The 23205-nt window shown below is 46.4% G+C and carries 25 protein-coding genes; 14 read left to right on the top strand and 11 right to left on the bottom strand.

All coding sequences use genetic code 11. The features are described 5' to 3' along the window. Nucleotides 1-15 precede the first annotated feature (15 nt). Nucleotides 16-330 (bottom strand): 50S ribosomal protein L21, encoded by a 315-nt coding sequence (rplU, locus tag MMOL_RS02645; RefSeq protein ID WP_015831468.1) that lies wholly within the window; start codon nucleotides 328-330, stop codon nucleotides 16-18. A 363-nt stretch (nucleotides 331-693) separates the two neighbouring features. Between rplU and ispB the strand changes: the two genes are divergently transcribed. Next, nucleotides 694-1662, top strand: a complete 969-nt coding sequence (ispB, locus tag MMOL_RS02640; RefSeq protein ID WP_015831467.1) for an octaprenyl diphosphate synthase — start codon at nucleotides 694-696, stop codon at nucleotides 1660-1662. A 40-nt stretch (nucleotides 1663-1702) separates the two neighbouring features. Here ispB and MMOL_RS02635 read toward each other — a convergent pair whose 3' ends face one another. Beyond that, on the bottom strand, nucleotides 1703-2074 hold the full coding sequence (locus MMOL_RS02635; RefSeq protein WP_015831466.1) for a hypothetical protein: 372 nt from the start codon (nucleotides 2072-2074) through the stop codon (nucleotides 1703-1705). A gap of 219 nt (nucleotides 2075-2293) precedes the next feature. Between MMOL_RS02635 and MMOL_RS02630 the strand changes: the two genes are divergently transcribed. The 5 genes from MMOL_RS02630 (at nucleotide 2294) to MMOL_RS02610 (ending at nucleotide 5514) form a co-directional block, all read left to right on the top strand. Further along, entirely contained in the window at nucleotides 2294-3163 is an 870-nt protein-coding gene (locus tag MMOL_RS02630) for a prepilin peptidase (protein ID WP_015831465.1), read from the top strand. A gap of 6 nt (nucleotides 3164-3169) precedes the next feature. After that, nucleotides 3170-3787 carry a dephospho-CoA kinase gene (gene coaE, locus MMOL_RS02625; RefSeq protein ID WP_015831464.1) on the top strand — a complete coding sequence of 206 codons (618 nt, stop codon included), beginning with the start codon at nucleotides 3170-3172 and terminating at the stop codon, nucleotides 3785-3787. Nucleotides 3788-3865: 78 nt separating this feature from the next. Beyond that, a complete protein-coding gene (zapD, locus tag MMOL_RS02620; protein WP_015831463.1) occupies nucleotides 3866-4624 on the top strand; it encodes a cell division protein ZapD in 759 nt (252 codons plus the stop codon). A 109-nt stretch (nucleotides 4625-4733) separates the two neighbouring features. After that, a complete protein-coding gene (locus tag MMOL_RS02615; protein WP_015831462.1) occupies nucleotides 4734-4925 on the top strand; it encodes a DNA gyrase inhibitor YacG in 192 nt (63 codons plus the stop codon). Between the two features lie 31 nt (nucleotides 4926-4956). Next, nucleotides 4957-5514 (top strand): copper chaperone PCu(A)C, encoded by a 558-nt coding sequence (locus MMOL_RS02610; RefSeq protein WP_148207840.1) that lies wholly within the window; start codon nucleotides 4957-4959, stop codon nucleotides 5512-5514. A gap of 75 nt (nucleotides 5515-5589) precedes the next feature. Here MMOL_RS02610 and MMOL_RS02605 read toward each other — a convergent pair whose 3' ends face one another. The 3 genes from MMOL_RS02605 to cysS all read right to left on the bottom strand — a co-directional run bounded on the left by MMOL_RS02605 (nucleotide 5590) and on the right by cysS (nucleotide 9389). Beyond that, nucleotides 5590-6648 (bottom strand): Nudix family hydrolase, encoded by a 1059-nt coding sequence (locus tag MMOL_RS02605; protein ID WP_015831460.1) that lies wholly within the window; start codon nucleotides 6646-6648, stop codon nucleotides 5590-5592. A gap of 70 nt (nucleotides 6649-6718) precedes the next feature. Next, nucleotides 6719-7945, bottom strand: a complete 1227-nt coding sequence (argJ, locus tag MMOL_RS02600) for a bifunctional glutamate N-acetyltransferase/amino-acid acetyltransferase ArgJ (RefSeq protein WP_015831459.1) — start codon at nucleotides 7943-7945, stop codon at nucleotides 6719-6721. A 43-nt stretch (nucleotides 7946-7988) separates the two neighbouring features. Further along, nucleotides 7989-9389, bottom strand: coding sequence for a cysteine--tRNA ligase (gene cysS / locus MMOL_RS02595; RefSeq protein WP_015831458.1), 1401 nt, complete (start codon nucleotides 9387-9389; stop codon nucleotides 7989-7991). Between the two features lie 174 nt (nucleotides 9390-9563). On the opposite strand from cysS, the gene MMOL_RS02590 reads away from it, so the two are divergent. The 5 genes from MMOL_RS02590 (at nucleotide 9564) to MMOL_RS02570 (ending at nucleotide 13828) form a co-directional block, all read left to right on the top strand. Further along, complete coding sequence (locus tag MMOL_RS02590; protein ID WP_015831457.1) at nucleotides 9564-10556, top strand: tetratricopeptide repeat protein; 993 nt, start codon at nucleotides 9564-9566, stop codon at nucleotides 10554-10556. Between the two features lie 59 nt (nucleotides 10557-10615). After that, the gene (locus MMOL_RS02585; RefSeq protein WP_015831456.1) at nucleotides 10616-11869 is read left to right on the top strand and encodes a L,D-transpeptidase family protein; all 1254 of its coding nucleotides are present in this window, start codon (nucleotides 10616-10618) and stop codon (nucleotides 11867-11869) included. Nucleotides 11870-11909: 40 nt separating this feature from the next. Next, the gene (locus tag MMOL_RS02580) at nucleotides 11910-12479 is read left to right on the top strand and encodes a peptidylprolyl isomerase (protein ID WP_015831455.1); all 570 of its coding nucleotides are present in this window, start codon (nucleotides 11910-11912) and stop codon (nucleotides 12477-12479) included. Nucleotides 12480-12542: 63 nt separating this feature from the next. Beyond that, nucleotides 12543-13034 (top strand): peptidylprolyl isomerase, encoded by a 492-nt coding sequence (locus MMOL_RS02575; protein WP_015831454.1) that lies wholly within the window; start codon nucleotides 12543-12545, stop codon nucleotides 13032-13034. A gap of 26 nt (nucleotides 13035-13060) precedes the next feature. Further along, on the top strand, nucleotides 13061-13828 hold the full coding sequence (locus tag MMOL_RS02570; protein WP_015831453.1) for a UDP-2,3-diacylglucosamine diphosphatase: 768 nt from the start codon (nucleotides 13061-13063) through the stop codon (nucleotides 13826-13828). A gap of 32 nt (nucleotides 13829-13860) precedes the next feature. Here the strand turns inward: MMOL_RS02570 and MMOL_RS02565 are convergent, their stop codons facing one another. From MMOL_RS02565 to MMOL_RS02540, 6 genes are all read right to left on the bottom strand, one after another. Then, on the bottom strand, nucleotides 13861-15507 hold the full coding sequence (locus MMOL_RS02565; protein ID WP_015831452.1) for an HD domain-containing phosphohydrolase: 1647 nt from the start codon (nucleotides 15505-15507) through the stop codon (nucleotides 13861-13863). A gap of 122 nt (nucleotides 15508-15629) precedes the next feature. After that, on the bottom strand, nucleotides 15630-16361 hold the full coding sequence (locus MMOL_RS02560) for an FHA domain-containing protein (RefSeq protein ID WP_015831451.1): 732 nt from the start codon (nucleotides 16359-16361) through the stop codon (nucleotides 15630-15632). Nucleotides 16362-16372: 11 nt separating this feature from the next. After that, complete coding sequence (locus MMOL_RS02555) at nucleotides 16373-17215, bottom strand: Stp1/IreP family PP2C-type Ser/Thr phosphatase (RefSeq protein WP_015831450.1); 843 nt, start codon at nucleotides 17213-17215, stop codon at nucleotides 16373-16375. A 56-nt stretch (nucleotides 17216-17271) separates the two neighbouring features. Next, nucleotides 17272-17808 carry a transcription antitermination factor NusB gene (nusB, locus tag MMOL_RS02550; protein ID WP_015831449.1) on the bottom strand — a complete coding sequence of 179 codons (537 nt, stop codon included), beginning with the start codon at nucleotides 17806-17808 and terminating at the stop codon, nucleotides 17272-17274. Then, nucleotides 17805-18254, bottom strand: a complete 450-nt coding sequence (ribH, locus tag MMOL_RS02545) for a 6,7-dimethyl-8-ribityllumazine synthase (protein WP_015831448.1) — start codon at nucleotides 18252-18254, stop codon at nucleotides 17805-17807. The genes nusB and ribH overlap by 4 nt, the downstream gene beginning before the upstream one ends. A 110-nt stretch (nucleotides 18255-18364) precedes the next feature. After that, nucleotides 18365-19990 carry an OFA family MFS transporter gene (locus MMOL_RS02540; protein WP_015831447.1) on the bottom strand — a complete coding sequence of 542 codons (1626 nt, stop codon included), beginning with the start codon at nucleotides 19988-19990 and terminating at the stop codon, nucleotides 18365-18367. A 209-nt stretch (nucleotides 19991-20199) separates the two neighbouring features. On the opposite strand from MMOL_RS02540, the gene phoB reads away from it, so the two are divergent. The 3 genes from phoB (at nucleotide 20200) to MMOL_RS02525 (ending at nucleotide 23062) form a co-directional block, all read left to right on the top strand. Then, entirely contained in the window at nucleotides 20200-20907 is a 708-nt protein-coding gene (gene phoB, locus MMOL_RS02535) for a phosphate regulon transcriptional regulator PhoB (protein WP_015831446.1), read from the top strand. A 110-nt stretch (nucleotides 20908-21017) separates the two neighbouring features. Beyond that, complete coding sequence (phoR, locus tag MMOL_RS02530) at nucleotides 21018-22316, top strand: phosphate regulon sensor histidine kinase PhoR (RefSeq protein WP_015831445.1); 1299 nt, start codon at nucleotides 21018-21020, stop codon at nucleotides 22314-22316. Next, nucleotides 22313-23062: a hypothetical protein gene (locus MMOL_RS02525; protein WP_015831444.1), complete on the top strand. Its 750-nt coding sequence runs from the start codon at nucleotides 22313-22315 to the stop codon at nucleotides 23060-23062. Before phoR ends, MMOL_RS02525 begins: the two co-directional genes overlap by 4 nt. Nucleotides 23063-23205: the final 143 nt, after the last annotated feature.

Here is a 23205-nt window from a genome sequence, read left to right as displayed (position 1 = left end):
CTTAAAGATAACTGCTTATTTAGCAGCGATTGCTTCAATTTTAATTTCTGTATAACTTTGGCGATGGCCTTGTGTTTTACGGTAGTGCTTACGACGACGGAATTTAAAAATCATCACCTTGTCGCCACGACCATGTGAAACAACCGTTGCTTTAACAGTAGCACCTTTAATAATTGGAGAACCAATTGTTGTGTTATCACCGTCAGAAACCATCAGAATTTGATCTAGCGTTACTGTGCCGCCAACTTCAACTTCTAGTTTCTCAACTTTTAATCTTTCGCCTTGAACTACGCGATATTGTTTACCACCAGTTTTGATTACTGCATACATGATTATGCCTTTAACTCATACTTCAAAAGAATCGCGCATTATACGCAATTTATCCTGTAAAGCAAACCTTAATCTAAGCAAATTAGTAAAAATATTTAGATTAAATTTGGTCAGATAAACTGCCGCCGCCTAATTAGCAATGCACGGCCACACATTTGATTATATTCCAAGCAAAGAAAGCAGCGTAAACAACCATCCAAACATCAACCACTGCCAGATAAACCGACTCGACGACGCTGTACTCAGCTTAAAAATCAAAAGCATTATTATATAGATGAATAAACCTAAAAACCATGTCATTGAAAATCTAGGATTCAAATAGGCTGTGATAAAATCAGATTTCATTTTACAGGTTTTATTAATGTGACTCCAAGCATCATTCAATCTTGCATAAACGACGACATGCGCATGGTGGATACAACCATCCGCCAATCACTACACTCCGAAGTGGCTTTGGTTAACCAGGTAGCTGAATACATTATTAACAGTGGTGGAAAACGATTGCGCCCGATGCTAGTGTTGCTTGCAGCGGGCTTGTTTGGCGAAATCCAGACACAGCACCACCAGCTAGCTGCTGTCGTTGAGTTTATTCACACCGCCACCTTGCTACATGATGATGTTGTAGATGAGTCCTCCAAACGCAGAGGCCAAAGCACTGCCAATGCACTATTTGGCAATGCTGCCAGCGTATTAGTTGGCGACTTTGTTTACTCACGCGCGTTTCAAATGATGGTTGCCGTGCAAAATATGCGCGTGATGGAGGTATTGAGCAATGCAACCAACGTGATTGCCGAAGGCGAAGTGCTACAGCTGCTTAACGTCAACAATGCGGACATTTCTGATAAAGCTTATTTACAAGTGATTCATTACAAAACTGCCAAGCTGTTTGAAGCAGCGACCAGACTAGGTGCCATCATCAGCGAAGCGAGCGCAAAAGACGAAGCAGCTCTCACCGCTTACGGCATGCATTTAGGTACGGCATTTCAGTTGATAGACGACATTCTGGACTTAAGCGGCAATAGTGAAGACATCGGCAAAAACCTGGGCGACGACTTAGCTGAAGGCAAACCAACACTGCCGCTGCTATACGCAATGCGCAACAGCAATACCGAACAAAGCCAGCTTATCCGCAACGCAATTGAGCAAGGCGGCCTAGAGCATTTAACCCAAGTGGTAGAGATTGTGAACAACTCTGGGGCGTTAGATCATGTGAAAAAGATTGCAGAAGCTGAGTCCGCACAATGTCGCGCGGCAATCGCGCATTTTCCAGAATCAAAATTCAAACAAGCACTGATAGAGCTTGCAGATTTTGCGGTAACAAGAAGCTTTTAGCCGAGCGGAACACCTCCGGCTAAAAGCAGATACAGACACTTTAGTTTAGGATAATCTTCTCACCACTATCTGCGTGGTAGTAAGTCAGATGCGCGCACTCACTGGTGCCGGCAGTTAATGAGCCATCAAACAAAGACTGCCCCTCGACGTCAACCACAGCATAGCCGTTGTGATACAAAGTCACTTCCGCTAATTTTGGCTTTTTAACTGCAATCTCACGCATAGCAAAACTAATGCAGTTCTCTTCCTCTTCCTCAGAGTAGACTTCCCAATCCCTACCACCTGCCAATTGTGATAACCAACTTGGCAAATCAACCTCAACACGGCAAATAATAGGCTCATCCCACTCTGGGTGGTGTAATTCAGCCTGGACCAGCTCAGCTGCATTCAGTTGATGATTAGTGTTTGTCATATTGTTTCCTTAATACAAATTACAGCTCTATTATAATATCAATTACTAGGTCTAACTTGGTGACAACACGCCTAAATTTCAAGCCTACACCCCAAATCAAACCACGACACTGACAATCACTTAACGCCAAGACCGTGCATTAAGTTTACAGTTAGTTAACGGCACGTTATAGTTTTGTCTTGAAGCGCACATACAATAAGACCTGATAAAAGGATTGCCATGCCTGCCGTATTAAATGATATATCCACCATTCTGCAACAAGACAGCGCACTATTTATTGCAATCTCCACACTCATAGGCCTGATGGTCGGCAGTTTTTTAAACGTGGTAATCCATCGCCTCCCCAAAATGATGGAGCAGGAGTGGCATAACAATTGCCTGGAACTGCAAGGCAAAGAGATCGCCAGCACCACCAAATACAATTTGTGCCACCCACGCTCAGCCTGCCCACATTGCGGCCATCGCATCTCGGCGTTAGAGAATATCCCTATCATCAGTTATTTACTACTCAAAGGACGCTGCAAAGGCTGCAAAGCCCCTATCAGCATGCGCTACCCGCTGATTGAGGCGCTGACTGGCGCTTTAATTGGCGCTATCAGCTGGAAATTTGGCTATTCAAGCATCACCCTCATGGCATGGATATTTGCACTAGCCCTCATCACATTAACTTTTATTGATTTTGATACCCAACTGCTACCGGACGACATTACGCTTCCGCTGCTCTGGCTGGGCATCTTATTTAACCTAAACTCTGGGTTTACAGATTTAAAATCCTCCGTTATCGGCGCCATGGCTGGATACATGGTGTTATGGTCTGTTTATTGGCTGTTTAAGCTAATACGCGGCAAAGAAGGCATGGGCTATGGCGACTTCAAACTACTTGCTGCGATTGGTGCTTGGTTTGGCTGGCAACTTCTGCCTGCAGTAGTGCTACTGTCATCCACACTAGGTGCCATTATCGGTATTGCTTTGATTGTGCTGACCAAGCGCGGCAAAGAGGTACCGATGCCATTTGGCCCATTTCTGGCAATAGGTGGCATCGCCGCATTATTTTTTGGCCAAACACTGGCTACACTCTACCTGCCATAACTGACCATGTATGTTGTTGCACTCACTGGTGGCATAGGCTCCGGCAAGAGCGAAGCCTCCAGGCATTTCGCCAGCCTAGGCATTCCCGTGGTAGATACCGATGTGATTGCGCACCAACTCACGGCGCCTGGCAGCCCGTTACTCAAAGAAATCCAACAGATATTTGGTGCACATTTTTTTAACGCCGATGGCACACTAAACCGCCCTAAACTGCGCCAGCACATTTTCAGCGACGCCAATGAAAAAGCTAAGCTAGAACAATTGCTACACCCAGCTATTTATCAGCAAGCATGGCAAACACTGAAAAATAATGAACAAAACCTACATCCATGCTATCAACTGCTAGTAGTGCCTTTATTGTTTGAAAGCAGTCGCTACCAATCCATTGCCAACACCACCTTAGTGATTGACTGCGATGAGGCGCTACAAATCGAGCGCGCAATGAGCCGCAGCAAGCTCACTGCGGATGAAGTAAAAAAACTAATGCAGGCACAAACCTCTAGGGAAAACAGACGTAACCTTGCCGACGTCATCATAGACAACAGCGGCTCGGTGCAGGAGTTAACCGAAAAAGTTAATGAATTTCATAAAAAACTTATTAAGACTTGCATAGTTAGCAAATAAATTTGATAATCCAGTTCAACTTTTAAATTCAATGCAGCGGCCCAACCTAAAAAACGCTTTTGGCTTACATGATTAAACATGCCTAGTTATGACTATCCTTTTAATGAACGCATACGCACACTGCTGCGAGTAGAGGATTTGTTTGCCAAAGTTTTGCATAATGTTGCCGCAGACCATGAGTTTCAGCACCACTGTGCGCTACTCACACTATTGCAAATTCTAGACGTGGTAGACCGCGCCGAGCTCAAGGTCGATTTACTGCAAGAGCTTGACCGTCAAAAAACCGCCATGCGCATGTTGATTGGCAACCCGATTATTTCTCAAGAAGCGCTAGAAGCAACGCTAGGCGATATTAATGTGGCTGCCGACGCATTACGTGCAGAAACCACTAAGCTTGGACAAACCTTACGTGCCAACGAGTGGCTAATGAGCATTAAGCAGCGCGCTGGCATCCCTGGCGGCGTGTGTGAGTTTGACGTGCCATCCTACCATTACTGGCTAGGCCTAGGCCCGGAGCGTCGAAAGCAGGACTTAGAGTCGTGGATTAAGCCACTCATTCCTATGCAGCAAGCCATTATCATCATCTTGCGTATCCTGCGCGGCAGTGGCAGCACCAATAAGCTGGTTGCCACCAATGGCGTTTACCAGCAAATGCTGGGCGGCGTGAGGCCGGCGCAAATGTTAAAAATCAATATTGCTGACAACCTCAATTGCTTCCCTGAAGTAAGCGCCAATAAATACGCGATTAACATTAGATTCAATACACTGGATTGCGCACAAAAGCCTCAAAAGGTCGAAGAGGATATCGACTTTACCTTAACGCTGTGCAATCTGTAAGACTATCTGATCTATAAGTACGTTACACTCAACCAAACCGCGTTTATCTTCGCGTTATAATGTCTAGCTCGTAACGTAACATCGCAATGTAACTAAAAAGTACCGACCTATGACCCAAAGCAAAAGGCTAGTCGCATGCCCCACATGCAAAAATCTAGTGGAATTTTCCCCGCTTAACTCTTACAGACCATTCTGTAGCAAACGCTGCGAAATGATAGACTTAGGCGCATGGGCCAATGAAGACTACGCCATACCGACAGCAACAAAAGACGACGACTTACCTGATGAGCTAACGCAGTAAGCACTTAACCATGACTACCTTGGTGTTCAACATGACAATCACACAGCCACCGCACCATAATTTAAAACTCAGCCACGCACAACCTCGCCGCTTATTCGTCGGCCATTTAAAGCAAGCCTTGCATTATGGACTGGCACTCTTACTGGCAGCTATCACTACATTGAGCTACGCACAAGACACCATCACCATCCACAACCCTTGGGTAAAAGCCACCTACCCTGGACAAAATATCAGTGCAGGCTACATGACAATCACCAGTGCCAATGAGGCAACATTAGTGAAAATAACAAGCGACGTCAGCGACAGTGTGGAGATTCACAGCATGAAGATGGAAAATGGCGTGATGAAAATGCGCATGCTGCCTACGCTACCTCTAGCTGCCGGCAAACCCTATAAATTGGAGCCCTCAGGTTTTCACCTAATGCTGTTTGACCTGAAAAAACCGCTAGCTGACGCGCAAACGGTAAACTTTGAACTGACGTTTAAAAATAGCCAGAATATTGAATTCAAACAAAACGTAAAAGCGATGGTTAAAAGTGCAGAAAGCATTAATAGCACTAGCGACCACGAGCATCACCATAACCACTAGCACCACACCTACTGCAACCAGCTCGCTACATAAAGCCTAGCAACTTAATAAAAAGTAGCTACCACACCAACCTGCTTACAGCGCACCCCATACATCACGCTGCATTGCAATGCCATGCGCGCCATAAGTCCTTGCGGGATCCAAGTCTTCCCGCAGCATACCACCCAGCGCAAACACCGGTAGCGAATAGCCGGCAACCAACTGATTAAACGTAGCCCAGCCTAGCGGCGCCGTGTTAGGATGGCTTAGCGTTGATTTAACCGGAGACAGTGTCACATAGTCTAACGCCAACATCTTGGCATGCGCCAATTCTGCCGCATTATGACAGGAGGCCCCTACCAGCAAACCTTCAGGCTTCACTTTTAACTGCATCAGTCGCTGGGCCGACAGATGCACGCCAGCGGCGTTCAATTGCTGCGCACTTTCCACATCGGTATTAACAAACACTTTGGCTTCAAAAGGCTTGGCCAGTGCAATCACATGCTCGGCAAATAGCATTAAGTCTTGCTTGGATAGATCCGGCTCGCGCACCTGTATCATCATCAAGCCATTTTCCAGCGCCATTTTTAATCGCTCAAAGAACTGCACTTCACCCATTTCTTTTAAATTACTGATAGCATAAACTGGAGCTAAACTAAGCGCAGTAAGAATTGGCGTATTCGCCGGCAGCATAGGCCCTACCGTTAATTTCTCTGGATTTTGCCAGCTCAGCTGTTGGTCTTCCAACCCCACAGGGTCGCCTTGCCACTCCACCACAATAAAGAAATGTAGCTTCACCGCCTTAGCTGGTGTGATTAATTTGCCAGATTGATCATAGCGTGCCTCATATTCGTAAGTGCGGGTCATCCACGAGTGAAAGCGCGTTACTATAATGCCTAGCTCTTCCTGTAACTCCCGCTTCAGGGCTTGTGCTGGCGTTTCATTGGGTTCCACCTTGCCACCCGGGAACTCCCAATAGCCTTCCCACGGCTTGCCGACCGGGCGCTCACCCAGCAACACCATGCCGTTATCGCGCTGAACAATGCCAACCGCGGCTTCCGTCACCTTAGTGACAGAGTCACCAGCAGCCGAACCTTCTGCTGGGCTAGCTCCTGCCGGGCCTTTTGTAGATAAATTAAGGGCACTAGTGCTCATGTCTAGGTTTTCTTTTTTATCGGATTAATATCGCTTAGCTAATGCTAAGAACGATGATTGAGAACAATGATTAAGAGCGGTAGTCCGCATTAATCTTTACGTAATCATACGAAAAGTCACAGGTCCAAATCGTGACCGCAGCATTGCCACGGTTCAGCACCACACGCACCACAATATCAGACTCAGCCATCACCGCAGTGCCTTGCTCTTCAAGGTATGAGGCAGCACGCCCGCCTTTTTCTGCCACCAACACATCACCCAGATACAGGTCTAGCGCATTTACATCTAAATCATCCACGCCGGCATAACCAATCGCAGCCAGAATGCGGCCTAAATTAGGATCTGAGGCAAAGAACGCCGTTTTAACCAAAGGTGAATGGGCAATTGCATAAGCCACTTTGCGGCACTCTTCTTCATTTTGGCCACGCTCAACCACAATCGACATAAACTTGGTTGCGCCTTCACCATCACGCACAATCGCTTGTGCCAGCTCCACCGCCACCTCGGTAAACGCGTCGCGCAGTGCAATATAATCGGCGCTAGTTTCGGTTACTTTAGCATTGCCGGCTTGGTTGGTTGCCATAAAAATCAAGCTGTCATTGGTCGAAGTATCGCCATCCACCGTAATGCAGTTAAATGACTTATTCACTGCATACTGAATCATGCTCTCCAGCGCAGACTGGCTAATCGCAGCATCCGTTGCAATATAACCCAGCATGGTCGCCATATTAGGGTGAATCATGCCTGAGCCTTTACTCATGCCGGTAATGGTGACGGATTTACCGCCCACGCTTAATTGACGCGATGTGCCTTTGGCCACGATATCTGTCGTCATAATCGCTTCAGCGGCATTCAACCAGTTATCTGCTTTTAAGTTAGCAATGGCTGCCGGCAAACCAGTCACCACTTTATCAACAGGCAACGACTCTAAAATTACGCCGGTAGAAAATGGCAGTACTTGATTCGCCTGAATACCCAGCAAATCAGCTAGCGCATCGCAGCTTTGCTGCGCGCGTTTTAAGCCATCTTCACCAGTACCGGCATTAGCACAGCCAGTGTTGACTAACAAAGCGCGAATGCCCGCTGATTGCGCTAAGAAATCCTTACATAGCACCACCGGTGCGGCACAGAAACGGTTCTTAGTAAAAACGCCAGCCACACGCGTGCCCTCAGCAAGCTTAATCACCAACACATCTTTACGATTAGGTTTTCTCACGTGCGCTTCCGCATAGCCTAACTCCACGCCATTAACAGGCAATAAAGATGCAGCCGAGGGGGCAGTTAATTTAACGGGCATAACAAGTCCTTACTCAATTCAATAATTTTAAATAATAAGCGGATTAAGCACTACGCCAGGTGGTACCTTGTGGCGTATCTTCCAGAATAATGCCGGCCTCAGCCAGCTCTTTACGGATTCGGTCAGCCTCTGCAAAGTTTTTGGCTTGCTTGGCTTCTAGACGTTTGACGATCATCGCATCAACATCCAACTCGGCTGCACCATCATTAGCAGCACCGTTAGCGTTGGTTTTAGCCTGCAAAAACTCATCAGATTTGCGCGACAACAAACCCAGCACGCTCGCTAGCCCCTTCAGTAAGCCAGCCGCTTCTGTTGACTTGGTTTTATTTACTTCATTGGCCAAGTCAAACAACACCGCCATCGCTTCCGGTGTATTAAAGTCATCGTCCATCGCCAACTTAAAACGCGCAGCGTAAGGATGCTGCCAATCAATCGCATCATCAGAGACATCAACACCACGCAGTGCCGTGTAAAGGCGGGTAAGCGCCAGCTTGGCATCATTCAGATGCTGATCGCTATAGTTTAGCGGGCTGCGATAATGCGCGCGGAGGATAAAAAAGCGAATCACCTCTGCATCATATTGTTCCAGCACAGTACGTATCGTAAAGAAGTTGCCTAAGGATTTAGACATCTTCTCATCATCCACACGCACAAATCCGTTATGCATCCAGTAATTCACCATCTGACAGGGTTTACCATCATGACTATGCGCAGCTTCTGACTGCGCGATTTCATTTTCATGGTGCGGGAACTGCAAGTCCTGCCCACCACCGTGAATATCAAAATGCTGGCCTAAATGGTGTGAACTCATTGCCGAACATTCAATATGCCAGCCTGGGCGGCCTTTACCCCAGGGCGACTCCCAGCTGGGCTCACCAGGCTTGGCCGCTTTCCATAGCACAAAGTCCATCGGGTCTTTTTTAAAGCTATCGACTTCTACACGCTCGCCTGCGCGCAAATCTTCTAAAGACTTGCCTGAAAGCTTACCGTAACCCTGGAAACTGCTCACTGAATAAAACACATCGCCGTTGGCAGCTGGGTAAGCAAAGCCTTTGTCAATTAATGCCGCAATCATAGACAACATGCCATCCACGAACTCAGTCGCTTTAGGTTCTAAATCTGGGCGTAGCACGCCTAGCTTGGCAGAGTCTTCATCCATCGCATCAATAAAACGCTGGGTCAGCTGCGCGATGGTTTCGTTATTTTCATTAGCGCGCTTAATAATTTTGTCGTCTATGTCCGTCACATTACGCACATAGGTCACGTTGTAGCCAGACGCGCGCAACCAGCGGCTCACCATATCAAACACCACCATCACGCGCGCATGTCCTAAGTGACAGTAATCATAGACCGTCATGCCACATACATACATACTGACCTTGCCGGCAACAATAGGAGTAAATGTTTGCTTCTCACGGGCTAATGTATTGTAAATTTTTAACATATATTTAAAAGCTAGAGGATAGATTATTTGTTTTTATCTGCAACCCAACGCACACTAGGCCGATTAATGCGCGCAATGCAGAAATATATTGGCTTAAATCAAAATGAGCTATTGGAGGTTGCTTAGGCTATTGATAGAATTACACTTTGTTTATTCACCAAAAAGTATATCACAATGAATAATTTTATTGCGTCACTGCCATCTTCAATCGCTCGCTTTGTTTTAGTAGCTTCAGCAAGTTTTGCCTTCAATATCGCATCTGCAGACGAACTCAAAGACATCTCAAAACTCGCTGACCAAGGTCAAACTGCGGTAGCGCTAGACCGTATCAACACTTTCATTGCGGCCAACCCGAAAAACGCACAAGCATTATTCATGAAAGGCGTATTGCTAGCTGAGCAAGGCCGTAGAGATGAAGCAATCAAATCATTCACTGAGGTGACTGAACGTTTCCCAAACCTGCCTGAGCCATATAACAACCTAGCCGTGTTATACGCAGACCAAGGCCAGTTTGATAAAGCGCGTAAAGCACTGGAAACAGCAATCAAGACTCACCCTAGCTATGCCACTGCACACGAAAACCTAGGCGACATTTATGCGCGTATGGCAAGTGAAGCTTACGACAAAGCATTGCAGCTAGATACTGCTAATACACGCGCCCAAGGCAAACTGTCTTTAATTAAAGACCTGTTCGGCACCGGCAACAAAACCACCATTGCAGCTAGCGTGCCTGTGAAAGCAGCAACTGTGTCAGCACCAGCTACTGCAAACACTGCATCACCTGCAGTTGAAACCAAAGAAGTGAAAAAGGCGGCAGGCAACAACACAGACAACATTACCGCCTCTATCAACAGCTGGGCACAAGCTTGGTCTAACAAAGACTTAAACAAATACTTTGCCAGCTATGCCGATGACTTTAAGCCAGCCAAAGGCCAAAATTACAAAGCATGGGAAAAGCAAAGACGTGAACGCATTAGCGCCCCATCTAAAATTAACGTGGAACTCAACAATATTGCCGTGGTCGCAAACGAAGGTAACACCGCAAAAGTACGCTTCAAACAAAGCTACCAAGCGGACAAACGCTCACCAATTCGCACCAGCAAAACACTATTGCTGAAAAAATCCGGCGACAATTGGTTGATTACCGAAGAAATCGCTAGCAACTAATCGCTAGCAACTACTGATTAATAACTACCAGTAGTTAAGTAGTATTTGAAATATAAGGCATGATGATTAACAAAGCACTGACCTATACGCTATTAGCTGCCATTACGCTGGTGCCCTGGAATGCAACTGCTGTAAACCGCTTTAGCTTTGGCAACCTGTTGCCTAAAGCCAGCTTCGGCAGCGCAGCAACTATCGCATCTAATGTGGCAGCTAATCTCGTCGAAGAGTTGCTGGTCAAGAGTTTGCTCGAAATCTCTGCAGGTAAACACCAGCAGGCACTGAACACGATAGACCAATTGATTCAGAGCGTGCCTAATTTCAAGCTCGCCCATTTGGTACGCGGCGACCTGTTAATGGCGCAGGGTAAGTATTTGCAGGCTTTTGGCGACCCTGGCATTAACCGCCCAGAAGCGGTGCAGGACCTGCAAGATGAAGCGCGTGTACGCATTGAGCGCTACTTAGCTAAACAATCGCAAGCCAAACAGCCCAACTTGATTCTGGCACCCAACGCCCAGCAAACGCATTTAATGCTGATTGATACCAGCAAGTCCAGATTGTATTTGTATGAAAAACATGACAATCAGCTCAAGTACGTTGCTGACTATTACATTACCGTGGGTAAAAACGGGGTAGAGAAACAGAGCGAAGGTGACAAACGCACACCGATCGGCGTCTATTTTGCCAGCACCAAACTCAAGCAACAACTGCCCGATTTTTACGGCGAAGGTGCCTACCCGCTGAGCTACCCTAATGAATGGGATAAAGCGCACAACAGAAACGGTTCTGGCATCTGGCTACACGGCACGCCGAGCAGCACCTACAGCCGCCCGCCCCGCGCCAGTGATGGCTGTGTCGTGGTAGCAAACCAGGACTTAAAAGCACTAGAACCCGTTCTACAATCTGGTAAGACACCGATTATCATTGCTAACAACCTGCAGTGGTTGAACAGCTCTGCGGCCCCCGAGGCAGAAAAAGAGGTTCTTAACTCGGCCATCAACCATTGGCTCAACGACTGGCGTGCACAAGACACTGAGAAATACCTGTCACACTACTCCAAAGATTTTTCAACCAATGGTATCAACTATGAGCAATGGGCTGAGCATAAGTACCGCGTGCAGGCCAGCAAGCCAGATATCGATATTTCACTGTCTAATATCAGCATGTTTAGCTACCCTGACCCACAGAAAAAACTGGTAGTGGTTGATTTCACGCAAAGCTTTAATAGCCCGCATTTGAAAAATGTCATGCAAAAACGCCAGTATTGGATACAAGAAGGTAACAGCTGGAAAATCATTTATGAAGGTACGGCTTAGCACCCACTAGGCCGCTTCAATCATCACTCAAGGACCCTTAATGCGCAAATTTTATATTTTTCTCACCTTAATGTTACTTAGCGGCACGGCGATGGCAGCTAATCCACAAGTGGTATTTGAAACCAACCGCGGTAACTTTATTGTGGAGCTTTACCCTGATAAAGCCCCAAAAACTGTGGCAAATTTCTTGGCCTACGTAAACTCAGGTTTTTACCAAGACACGATTTTCCACCGCGTTATTAAACGCTTTATGATTCAGGGTGGCGGCTTTAATGCCGACATGTCCGAAAAAGAAACACGCGCGCCGATCGTTAACGAATCCAACAATGGCTTAACGAATGAAATCGGTACCATTGCTATGGCAAGAACCTCGGATCCGGATTCTGCAACCTCACAGTTTTTTATTAACCTAGAGAACAACCAGTTTCTTAACTATCAAAGCCCAGATGCCCAACTTATTGGTTACTGCGTGTTTGGCCGCGTACTAAAAGGCATGGATGTGGTGCGTGACATCGCAGCAACCTCAACTGCCAACGTTGGCCCATACGGTGACGTACCAAGATCGCCTATCGTTGTGCATCAAGTTAAAGTAAACAAAGCGCCTTTATAAGCACACACCTAATTTTTACTAGATATTTTCAACAGTTTTAACAATTATTTATAAGGACATTTCGTGGTTAAACTACAAACAAACTTTGGTGACATCACCATCGAACTAAACGCTGAAAAAGCACCGATTACAGCAGCTAACTTCTTACAGTACGTAGATGCTGGTTTTTATGACGGCACAATTTTTCACCGCGTAATTAATGGTTTTATGATTCAAGGTGGCGGTTTTGACGCAACCATGACACAAAAAAGCACACAAGATGAAATTAAGAACGAGGCAGATAACGGCTTAGGTAACGAGAAATACACGATTGCGATGGCGCGCACCTCTGCACCGCACTCTGCTAGCAGCCAGTTCTTTATCAACGTAGCAAACAATGAGTTCCTAAACCACACTGCACCTAGCGGCAGCGGTTGGGGCTACTGTGTGTTCGGTAAAGTGGTAGAAGGCATGGACGTGGTTGATAAAATCAAACAAGTTGCCACTACTAGCCTAAAAGGTCACCAAGATGTGCCATCAAGCAACGTAGTGATTGAAAAAGCAACCCGCGTTTAATCGCAACAAGAACGGGGCTGTATATTTTGGTTAACCTTAACACTGACAGCCCCGATCCATCAGGCGTGACACTATTCATTTCTGATTTACACCTGTGTGCAAGTCGCCCACAAATTACCGATGCTTTTCTCCAGTTTCTATCCTCCACAGCAAAGTCCGCCAAAGCACTTTATATTCTAGGTGATTTATTTGAATACTGGGCTGGTGATGATGATATTGAAGACGCTTTTAACCAGCAGATTATCCAAGGCTTTAAAGCGTTAGCCACGTCAGGTGTCTCGATTTATTTAATGCACGGCAATCGCGACTTTTTAATTACAGAAGACTTTTGCAAGGCGGCACATATACAGTTAATCAACGATCCTACGTTGATTGACCTATGTGAAACAGCCACCCTACTCAGCCACGGCGACGCCTTATGTACGGATGATGTCACCTATCAGCAGTTCCGCACCCAAGTAAGAAACAAGCAATGGCAAGCGCAGTTTTTAAGCCAACCCTTACAGGCACGCAAAGACCAGATTGCAGCTATTCGCTTACGTAGCGAGCAAGAGAAATCCAATAAATCAGCAGTTATTATGGATGTGAATGCAGAGGCGGTAAACCAGCTACTAAAAGAGTATGACTACCCCAGCCTACTCATACACGGTCACACGCACAGACCGCACCAGCACCAACTACAGGTTGACGGAAAAACAATCACGAGATGGGTACTGGGCGACTGGTATGAACAAGGCAGCTACCTAGCTTGCGATGCATCTGGCTGCCGCAGCGTTGACCTTAACAGCAACTAAATCCCAAGCTTCACCTGTATGGTGATCAAACGTTAAGGTTGATAACCAGGTATCTGCGTCAAATCAACCTCATCAATTTGTTCTGGCTCTAAAAACTGCTGCGCGTACTTCAGGTAAATACCCTCGCGTACAAAGATATCAAACAGCTCAGGGTCAATGTGGTTATCCACCTTCATCCTGCCCAAGATTGCTAATGACTCGGAAAGTGTCTTTGCCTTTTTATAAGGCCTATCCTTGGAAGTGAGTGCCTCAAAAATATCCGCGACGCCCATCACGCGCGCTGGTATCGACATTTGTTCGCGTGTCAGCCCTTTCGGATAGCCGCTACCATCCATATGCTCATGGTGACCGCAGGCATACTCAGGAACGCGCGCCAAACTTTGTGGATAAGGCAGCGATTCCAGCATGCTAATGGTGACCACGATATGGTTATTGATCACTTGACGCTCTTCTGCGGTTAAAGTACCACGCTTGATGCTCAGATTGTAGGTTTCATCCTCGTTCAAGAATCGTACTTTATTGCCGGATGCATCTAGCATCTCCATATTGGCGATGTCTTTTATACGCTGCAAATCACTTGCGGTCATCGACTCACTACCGATATTAGCCAACCTGAGGAAGTCCCTAGCCTCATCACAATAGGTATTAAACGCATCCTGCTTGGCCTGCAGCGCCGTTAATCTCACCTCCGCCTCTTGATTGAAACCGCCACTTTTAAGTATTTCCACCTGCTCTTTTAGCATGGCACACTCAGCCTGCTGCTTTAGGAGCTCAAAGCGTTGATCAAGCAACTGAATACGGTCAAAAATGGAGGATAATTTAGTTGGCTTATCCATAATAGCTTCTGGTGTTGTCACCTTGCCGCAGTCATGCAGCCAACTTGCCACTTTTAGCTCGTAAAGCTCATTTTCATTTAGGGTAAAGTCTTTAAAAGGGCCAGTCTTGGCATCAATCAGCGCCTGAGTCAGCATCATGGTCAACTCTGGCACACGTCGGCAGTGCCCGCCGGTGTAGGGTGATTTCTGGTCGATAGCATCAGCAATCAGCTCGATAAACGCCTCGAACAAGCCCTTCAAGCCATCAATTAAGTGATGATTGGTCATGGCTACCGCAGCTTGTGATGCCAAAGACTCTACCAAGGTTTGGTGCCCAATGGAAAAAGGAATAATCGCGCCGGTATCAACATCGGTCGCGTTAATCAGCTGCAGCACACCAATCACTTTGGACTCATGGTCTTTCATCGGAATCGTTAAAAACGACTGCGAGTGATAGCCGGTTTTTTCATCAAATTTGCGTGTACCAGAAAAATCAAAACTATCGACCTCGCGTACATTGGCGATATTAACGGTTTGGTCTTGCAAGGTAGCGTAGGCAGCAACCGTGGTCAGGTTAGGGCTACCATCTGCCAAGTACAAAGGCAAAGGTAAGAATGGAATTTCTTTACCGGTGGTGCCGCCTAACGACATCTGTAGCGACTTATTACGCATCATCTCGAACTTAAGGTGTTTATCCTGCGTGATGGTATAAAGAGTGCCGCCGTCGGCATTGGTAATTTCCTGCGCACCAAGCAGAATCATTTCCAACAAGCGCTGGTTATCACGTTCTGCTGAGAGTGCAATGCCAATTGCATTTAAACGCTCTAACTGCGCTAACATGTATGGGTGCTGATGTTCAGACATTGAATGCTATACCTTAATTAACTAGCTAATTCAGACTTCTTTAACACTGTGCTTTTAGCACATAACGCAAACACTACAATCAAACACTTAATTCACGGCGTCTCTAACTCAAGCCGCTAGGCCTAGGATAAATAGAACTCCATTTTCACGCCAGCCAACTCAATCACATCACGATCAGCCAAGGCATGCGCCTGCACCCCGGTAGAAACGCCATTGACGACGGGCAAAACTTTACCTTCCACATGGGTAATAAAGTAACCATTCGGGCGCTTGGTAATCACTGCCACCTGCACCCCTGTTTTGCCCAATGTAGTCAGCGCCTTATTTAGCACTAACTCGCGCCCACTGCTGGTACCATTTAACACCTGTATTTTGCCAACCAAAGCCGGCTCAACTTGGCTAGTCTCATCGTTCAGCACATTGGAGGCAACTGGCGGCTGAACACTTGGTCGCACCGGAGCTACTTGTGCTACAGGTACTGGATTAGGGGAGAACGAGGCTGGTTTAGCGCTGAATGCCGAAGGATGCACCAGCATGGTTTTCTCAAAGGCGGCGTTTGCGCCTGCCTCATGGTCAAGAAAGGTCAGGTGGAATCGACCCAGCTCAATCACATCATCATTTTTTAACTGCTGTTTTTTGGTAACGGTATTATTGACGCGCGTACCGTTGGTGCTGTTGAGGTCTTCTACAAAGTAGTCATCACCTTGCCTCAGTATGACTGCATGTTCACCGCTAATCGCTAAATTATCAAGGTGAATGTCATTAGTAGATTTACGGCCGATGGTAGTTTTAAGATGGGTTAATGCATATTCATTGAAGTATGAACCGTCTAAGGTAAGAATAAGCTTTGCCATAATCTATCCTGTTACTTTATCCAACTTATAAAATTATCATACCAGGTATTTTTATCTTCATAGGAGCCATTAACTTTGGCTAGTATGACAGAAACATTATCTTTACCGCCATGTTTATTCGCTAACTGTACCAAAACATCGGCAGCACTGGTTAAGTCGGATACATAATGATTAAGTGTGGCCTGTATTAATGCATCATCCACCAAGTCACTCAGACCATCAGAACATAGCAGATAAATATCGCCTACTTCTACTTTAAATTCATTGAGTTCCAGTTCTACCTCAGCATCAACCCCCAAGGCCCGCGTCACCAAATTCTTATGGGTGCAATGCTTTGCTTGCTCTAAGGTCAATATCCCAGCCCGAATCTCCTCTTGCAGCAATGAATGGTCTTCTGTCATTTGCTCTAGCTGATGGTTGCGCAGCCTGTATACGCGGGAGTCGCCAATATGCCCGACTAGCAATTGGTTATTGGTAAACAACCCTAACGCTAAGGTCGTCCCCATACCCTCACATTGCGGGTAGGTTTGCGATGCCTGATAGATAGACGCGTTTGCCGTAGCAACTACATCTATCAATAACTTTTTGAGTATAGATTTACTTAAAAAGGGCCTATCTACAATATCGAGCACCGCAGGTTTGGCGGAATAAGAGCCCAATGCTTCATTGACTTCAGCGGTGATACTAAGCACGGCCATTTCGCTGGCCACCTCACCTGCGTTGTAACCGCCCATGCCGTCGGCCAGAATAACGAAACCGATGCAGGCATCGCTGGCGATTGCGTCTTCATTATGACTACGCAGCAACCCAACATCTGTTAAACGCACGATTTCCAGTGCGTGGCTTAAATCCATGATATCAGCCTTGACTGAGCATGTAGCACCAAGCAACCGCGCATCAATGTCAAAAACTAGCTTCGCGCGGCTTTTACTTCAGCTGCGCGTACATCTGCGGCAAACTTATCTAAAACACCGTTGATATATTTATGCCCATCCGTACCGCCAAACACCTTAGCCAGTTCCACGCCTTCGTTGATAACCACGCGATATGGAATGCTTAGATCAAACATTAACTCACAACCGGCAATGCGTAAAATCGCATGCTCAACCGGGCTAAGCTCTTCTAGTGTACGGTCGATAAAGCCAACAATCTTGCCATCAATGGCAGTCAAGTTCTCGGTAACGGCTTGCAATAAGTGCTTAAAGTAAGCCTCATCTGCCTTGTTATAATCTGGGTCATCACGCATATCACGGAACACTTGTGATAACTCAGAGTCATTTAGCATACCGCGGTACACCGCTTTTAAAACCAATTCGCGTGATTTTCTGCGATTTTGGCTACCGCTCTTTTTGCCGCCGCTTCTGGAGGCGGGCTTTTTAGCACTAGCAGTAGTGCCGGCTTCGGCATCTACCACTAAGCTTGTTACTGCTGGTTTATTTTCACTCATAGCGCTTTAACCAAATTAAACATTTCAACAGCTACCTGAGCCGCCTCTGCACCTTTGATATGCATACGCGCAATCGCCTGATCATCATCTTCTGTGGTGAGCACCGCATTGGCAACCGGTACGCCTGTATTTAATTGCACTTCAGAAATGCCACGTGCAGACTCATTCGCCACTACTTCAAAATGGTAGGTCTCACCACGGATAATCGCACCCAAAGCAATTAATGCATCATACTTTTCACTTAACGCCATGTGTTGCAAAATCAGCGGTGTTTCCAGTGCACCTGGCACGGTTGCAATCGTAATCGCATCGCTTGCCACGCCTAATTTAAGCAGTTCACTCTTACATGCCTCAAGCAGGCCATCACCGATATTGCTATTAAATCTGGATAAAACAACACCGACTTGCATGCCTGATCCATCTAGGTTTTTCTTAATTTCTCTCACGTATGCTTCCTTTAAACTTGCTTAAACTTAATAAAGCAATATTTTACCGCATATCACCAACATCATAGGCGATATATTCAAAGCACTTACCTAGATGGTGCCAGCCGCCACTAATGGAACAATATCCACGCCTTTTGCAGGGTACTAAAGATGCCATACGAAATCGGAATGGCAACCAGTGTCCACGCCACAAAAACCAACAGCGGATGACTTTCAGTTTGCTGGCTGACTACTTTATCGCCATTTAACTTGATGGATTTTTCATGCGCCAATTGTCGCTCTGCTTCCAGTTCCGCATCGGTCATATAATGTTTATCTGCCACTGGTTTTACCAGCAAATTACAGATAAAGCCTAGTAACAGCAGCGCAGCTAACACGTACATAATTACGTTATAGGCCTGACTTGCTGGCACGCCATGATCCAATTGGTAATCTCGCAGATAGTTCACAATCACTGGCCCCAGCACACCGGCCGTAGCCCAAGCCGTTAATAATCGCCCATGAATCGCACCCACGTGCTGGGTGCCAAAAATATCCGCCAGATAGGCCGGAATGGTAGAAAAGCCACCGCCATACATGGTTAAAATGACACAGAACAAACCGGCAAACACGGCAACACTACCGATACCCCCGGCCCAAGGCGCAGAGATATATAAAAAGAAACCTAAGGCAAAAAAGATAATATAGGTGCGCTTACGCCCTAACCAATCGGATAGCGAGGCCCAACCAATACGGCCGATAATATTGAACAGCGACAGCAAACCAGCAAAGCCAGCACCAATCGCCGTTACGCGCAATAACTGCTCTGGAGACAATTCAGCCAGCTTCAACTGTTCGCCGATTAAAGCACCGCCAAACACCTCTTGCAACATAGGAGATGCCATACCAATCACGCCAATACCGGCACTAACATTCAAGCATAACACAGCCCAAAGTAGCCAGAACTGTGGTGTTTTATGTGCATGATTCACATGCACATGGCGGTTGGTAATCATGCTATTGCCATTATTCACCGGCGGCACCCAGCCTTTAGGCACCCAACCCGTAGGTGGCACGCGGTAACTCAACGCACCTATCATCATGGCAATAAAATAGAACACACCCATAATAGCGAATGTCTGCCACACACCAACAGAAGTAGGTGTTGCAAAGTGTGACATCATGGTATTGGCAAGCGGCGCACCAATCATGGCACCACCACCAAAACCCATAATTGCCATACCGGTGGCCATGCCGCGACGATCAGGGAACCATTTAATCAATGTAGAAACAGGTGAGATATACCCCAAACCTAAACCAATTCCACCAATCACGCCTGAACCTAGCCACATTAGCCATAGTTGATGTGTGTAAACACCATATGAGGACAAAAGAAGACCGCCGCCCCAGCATACCGCAGCCACGGCACCCGCTTTACGCGGTCCGGCATGCTCTAGCCAATGGCCGAACACGGCAGCAGAGGTGCCTAAGAATACGAAAAACAAGGTAAACATCCAGCCCAGATCACTCACCTTCCAATCGCAATCGGTAGCAAAAGCACGCGCCCAGATACCCATCGTATCAGCACAGGCGATTGGGTCTTGTATACCAAGCGCCTTAGAGAGAGGTAACCAGAACACGCTAAACCCATACGCCATGCCGATAGACAAATGAATTGCCAAGGCTGCCGGCGGCACTAGCCACCGATTAAAACTAGGGTTTGCCGTGATTCTCTCTTTAGAAAAAAAATCCGTCATTCTGCAATCTCTCCACACGCATTATTATTTTCAAAACCAGCTGAATTGCCAACTAACGGTATAGTGTAACAAATTGTTAAAAATGGCAATTTAGTTATTGCATTTACTCGCAGATATAGCAGGTTTAAACTTTGTCATGAATATGTCATATTAGCGTCATAAACTGATTGGGCTTAAATATCCGAGGCAAATTAATTGAGGAAATATATATGCCAGCCAATATATTAGTAATTGAAGACGAACCAGCCATCCAAGAGCTACTAGCTCTCAACATTACCCAGGCTGGTCACAATGCGATTCGCGCACTTAGCGGCGAAATTGCGCTAGACCTCATGCGTGAAACAGTGCCTGATTTAATCTTATTAGACTGGATGCTACCTGGCATGAACGGACTAGAACTTGCCCGCAAACTTAAATCAGACACCTACACCAAGAACATCCCTATCATTATGCTCACAGCACGCGGCGAAGAGTACGACAAGGTGCGCGGTTTAGAAGTCGGTGCCGATGACTATGTCACAAAGCCATTTAGCCCACGCGAACTCAATGCCCGCATCAAGGCGGTGTTACGTCGCAGAGCACCACAAATGACGGATGACCCGATTGAGCTTAATGGACTAAGATTAGACCCAACCACGCATCGTGTGACAGGCAATCAAAAGACCATTGATCTAGGTCCTACAGAATTCAGACTTTTACACTTTTTCATGACTAATTCAGAGCGAGTGCATACGCGTAGTCAACTGCTGGATAAAGTGTGGGGTGACCGCGTGTTTGTTGAGGATCGTACAGTAGATGTGCATATCAGACGCTTACGTAACGCACTATCTGCATCAGGCCACGAGGATCTTATCCAGACAGTAAGAGGTGCAGGCTACCGACTATCTTCACAACCAAGTGAAGCCAGTCAACACTAACACGGCACAAGCATGCCGTTGAGTGATGGCGCATGATGTCAAAAACTCATGCTTACTTGTAAATCCTCGCTATAATCACTGTAATAAAAAAACAACTGAAAATATGACTCGTGATTGATATACGCTGGAAAGCTGTCCTATTTATTTGCGCTCTAAGCATCGTGAGCGTTTTTATGTGGTTAATCTCAGGCTTGGTGACAGCCTTAGTGGTGTTTACACTGGGGCTATTGCTTTATGTCGCGCGTCATATTTATTGGATACATCAACTCAACAACTGGCTGCAAACACCAGACTTACGTCACGTACCGGAAGGTTCAGGCTTGTGGGAAGATGTATACAGTAGTTTATTAAAATACGAACGCAACAACATGCTCAAACAGACAGAGTTAAACTCTGCGTTAGAGCGTTTCCAAATCGTGGCGAATGCCATTCCTGACGGCCTAGTCATTCTCAGCGCAGCCAACACCATCGAATGGTGCACCTCGCATGCCGAATACCAACTAGGCTTAAATCTGGAAACCGACAAAAACCTACCTATCGTTAACCTGCTGAGAAGCAGCCACTTTATTGCTTACTTGTACAACGAAGTATATGACGAGCCGTTTAAGCTGAAAGACATTAAGAGTACTGAATCTACCCTGGAAATTTGGCTGATTCCGCTAGCAACAAAACAAAAACTGCTGATCAGCCGCGATGTTACCCAGATTGAAAAAGTAGATGCGATGCGCCGTGACTTTATTGCCAATGTATCACACGAACTGCGCACACCATTGACTGTAGTAGGTGGCTTTATCGAGACACTTTCAGATATGGAAGGCGCCATTCCTAGCAGCATAAGTAGCTACTTTGGCATGATGCAAGACCAAACTACGCGTATGCGCCGCCTGATTGAAGACTTGCTCACACTGTCACATATCGAAAGCAACACACAAGCGCCCGACAACAATCCGATTAATATGTCCATGCTGATGAACATGTTATTGAATGACGCCAACGCACTGAGTCAAGGCAAACATAGCATCAGCGCGCAAACCAACCCACATTTTGATTTATCAGGTGCTGTGGATGAACTGCAAAGCGCGCTGGGTAACTTAGTCAGCAATGCCATACGCTATACACCTGAAGGTGGTGAAATTCATATTAGTTGGCAGTTACGTAACAACCAAGGTATTTTCAGCGTTACCGACAATGGTATAGGTATCGATCAGCAGCACATTCATCGCTTAACCGAGCGCTTTTATCGAGTAGATAGAGGCCGCAGCCGTGAAACAGGCGGCACTGGCTTGGGGCTTGCTATCGTCAAGCACATATTGACCAGACATCAGGCAATACTTGAAATTAGCAGTGAATTGAGTGTAGGTAGTACTTTCAGCGCTGTCTTCCCCAAAGCGCGGATGATACAAAAGTGACCAGCCGCACTACGCTGTTAAAAAGAATCACACCCTACCTTGGGTGTGTCTTTTTATTCTCTGCCTGCGCATCCAATGTTCCATTAGATAAAAACAGCAAAAAGAGCGTCCCCGAACAAAAGGACAAAAGCACTATTGGCCAAATTGCAAAAGCCGATATTGACAGGATGGCTGATGTAGAAATGCGTGAGAACGCACAAAGCCTGCGCCTGCTGATGCTCAAGCTATACAAACGCAACCCACAAGAGTTAAAGAAAAGCACCTCCGACCCAGCCGAGAAAATGATAGATTGGGTGTTTGATGGCGCGACACAACACCACTATCAACTCCCAGAAATTAACAATCTGGTGACAACAGATGCAATCTTCCTCGCCTTTAATCCAGAGTTTAAGGGCGACCGCGTGCTTGCCTTTACCGTTGGCCTGCATACCATGCTGCTAAAAGCGCATAACGATAAAACCGAGTTTTACTTTATGGACAGCTTAGACCCGCAGCGCATATACAATGTGGCACGCAATATAGAAATTGCGGTATGGAAACTATCGAATGCGAGAGACGAAGCCGGCGCACTGTATTTGCTGAGCAACGAAATAAACGACCACGATAAGAACCTATCGTTTGAACGCGAATTTGGGAAAATGATCGGTCGTACAGATCTTTATGCCCTAGTGCTTGCGGAGAAGTCTCAGCGCATGATTTCTCGTGTAGTGCAAAACCTTGCCACTGCGCTGTTCTTACCATTTTAGTCTTTGCCGTTTTGTACAGTTTGGTCTTAACGATTTAATTTTAGCTCGGGTTGGCTCCGGCCTCAAAACTGGATGAGCACTTCTCTTAAGCGGCATCTCAACTACCAGTCAGCATTAAGCAAAACGCTTACCTCAAACATATC

The sequence above is a fragment of the Methylotenera mobilis JLW8 genome (assembly GCF_000023705.1).
GTDB classification, from domain to species: domain Bacteria; phylum Pseudomonadota; class Gammaproteobacteria; order Burkholderiales; family Methylophilaceae; genus Methylotenera; species Methylotenera mobilis.
Note: the sequence above shows the minus strand (reverse complement) of the source record. Positions and strands in the feature narration are given on the sequence as shown.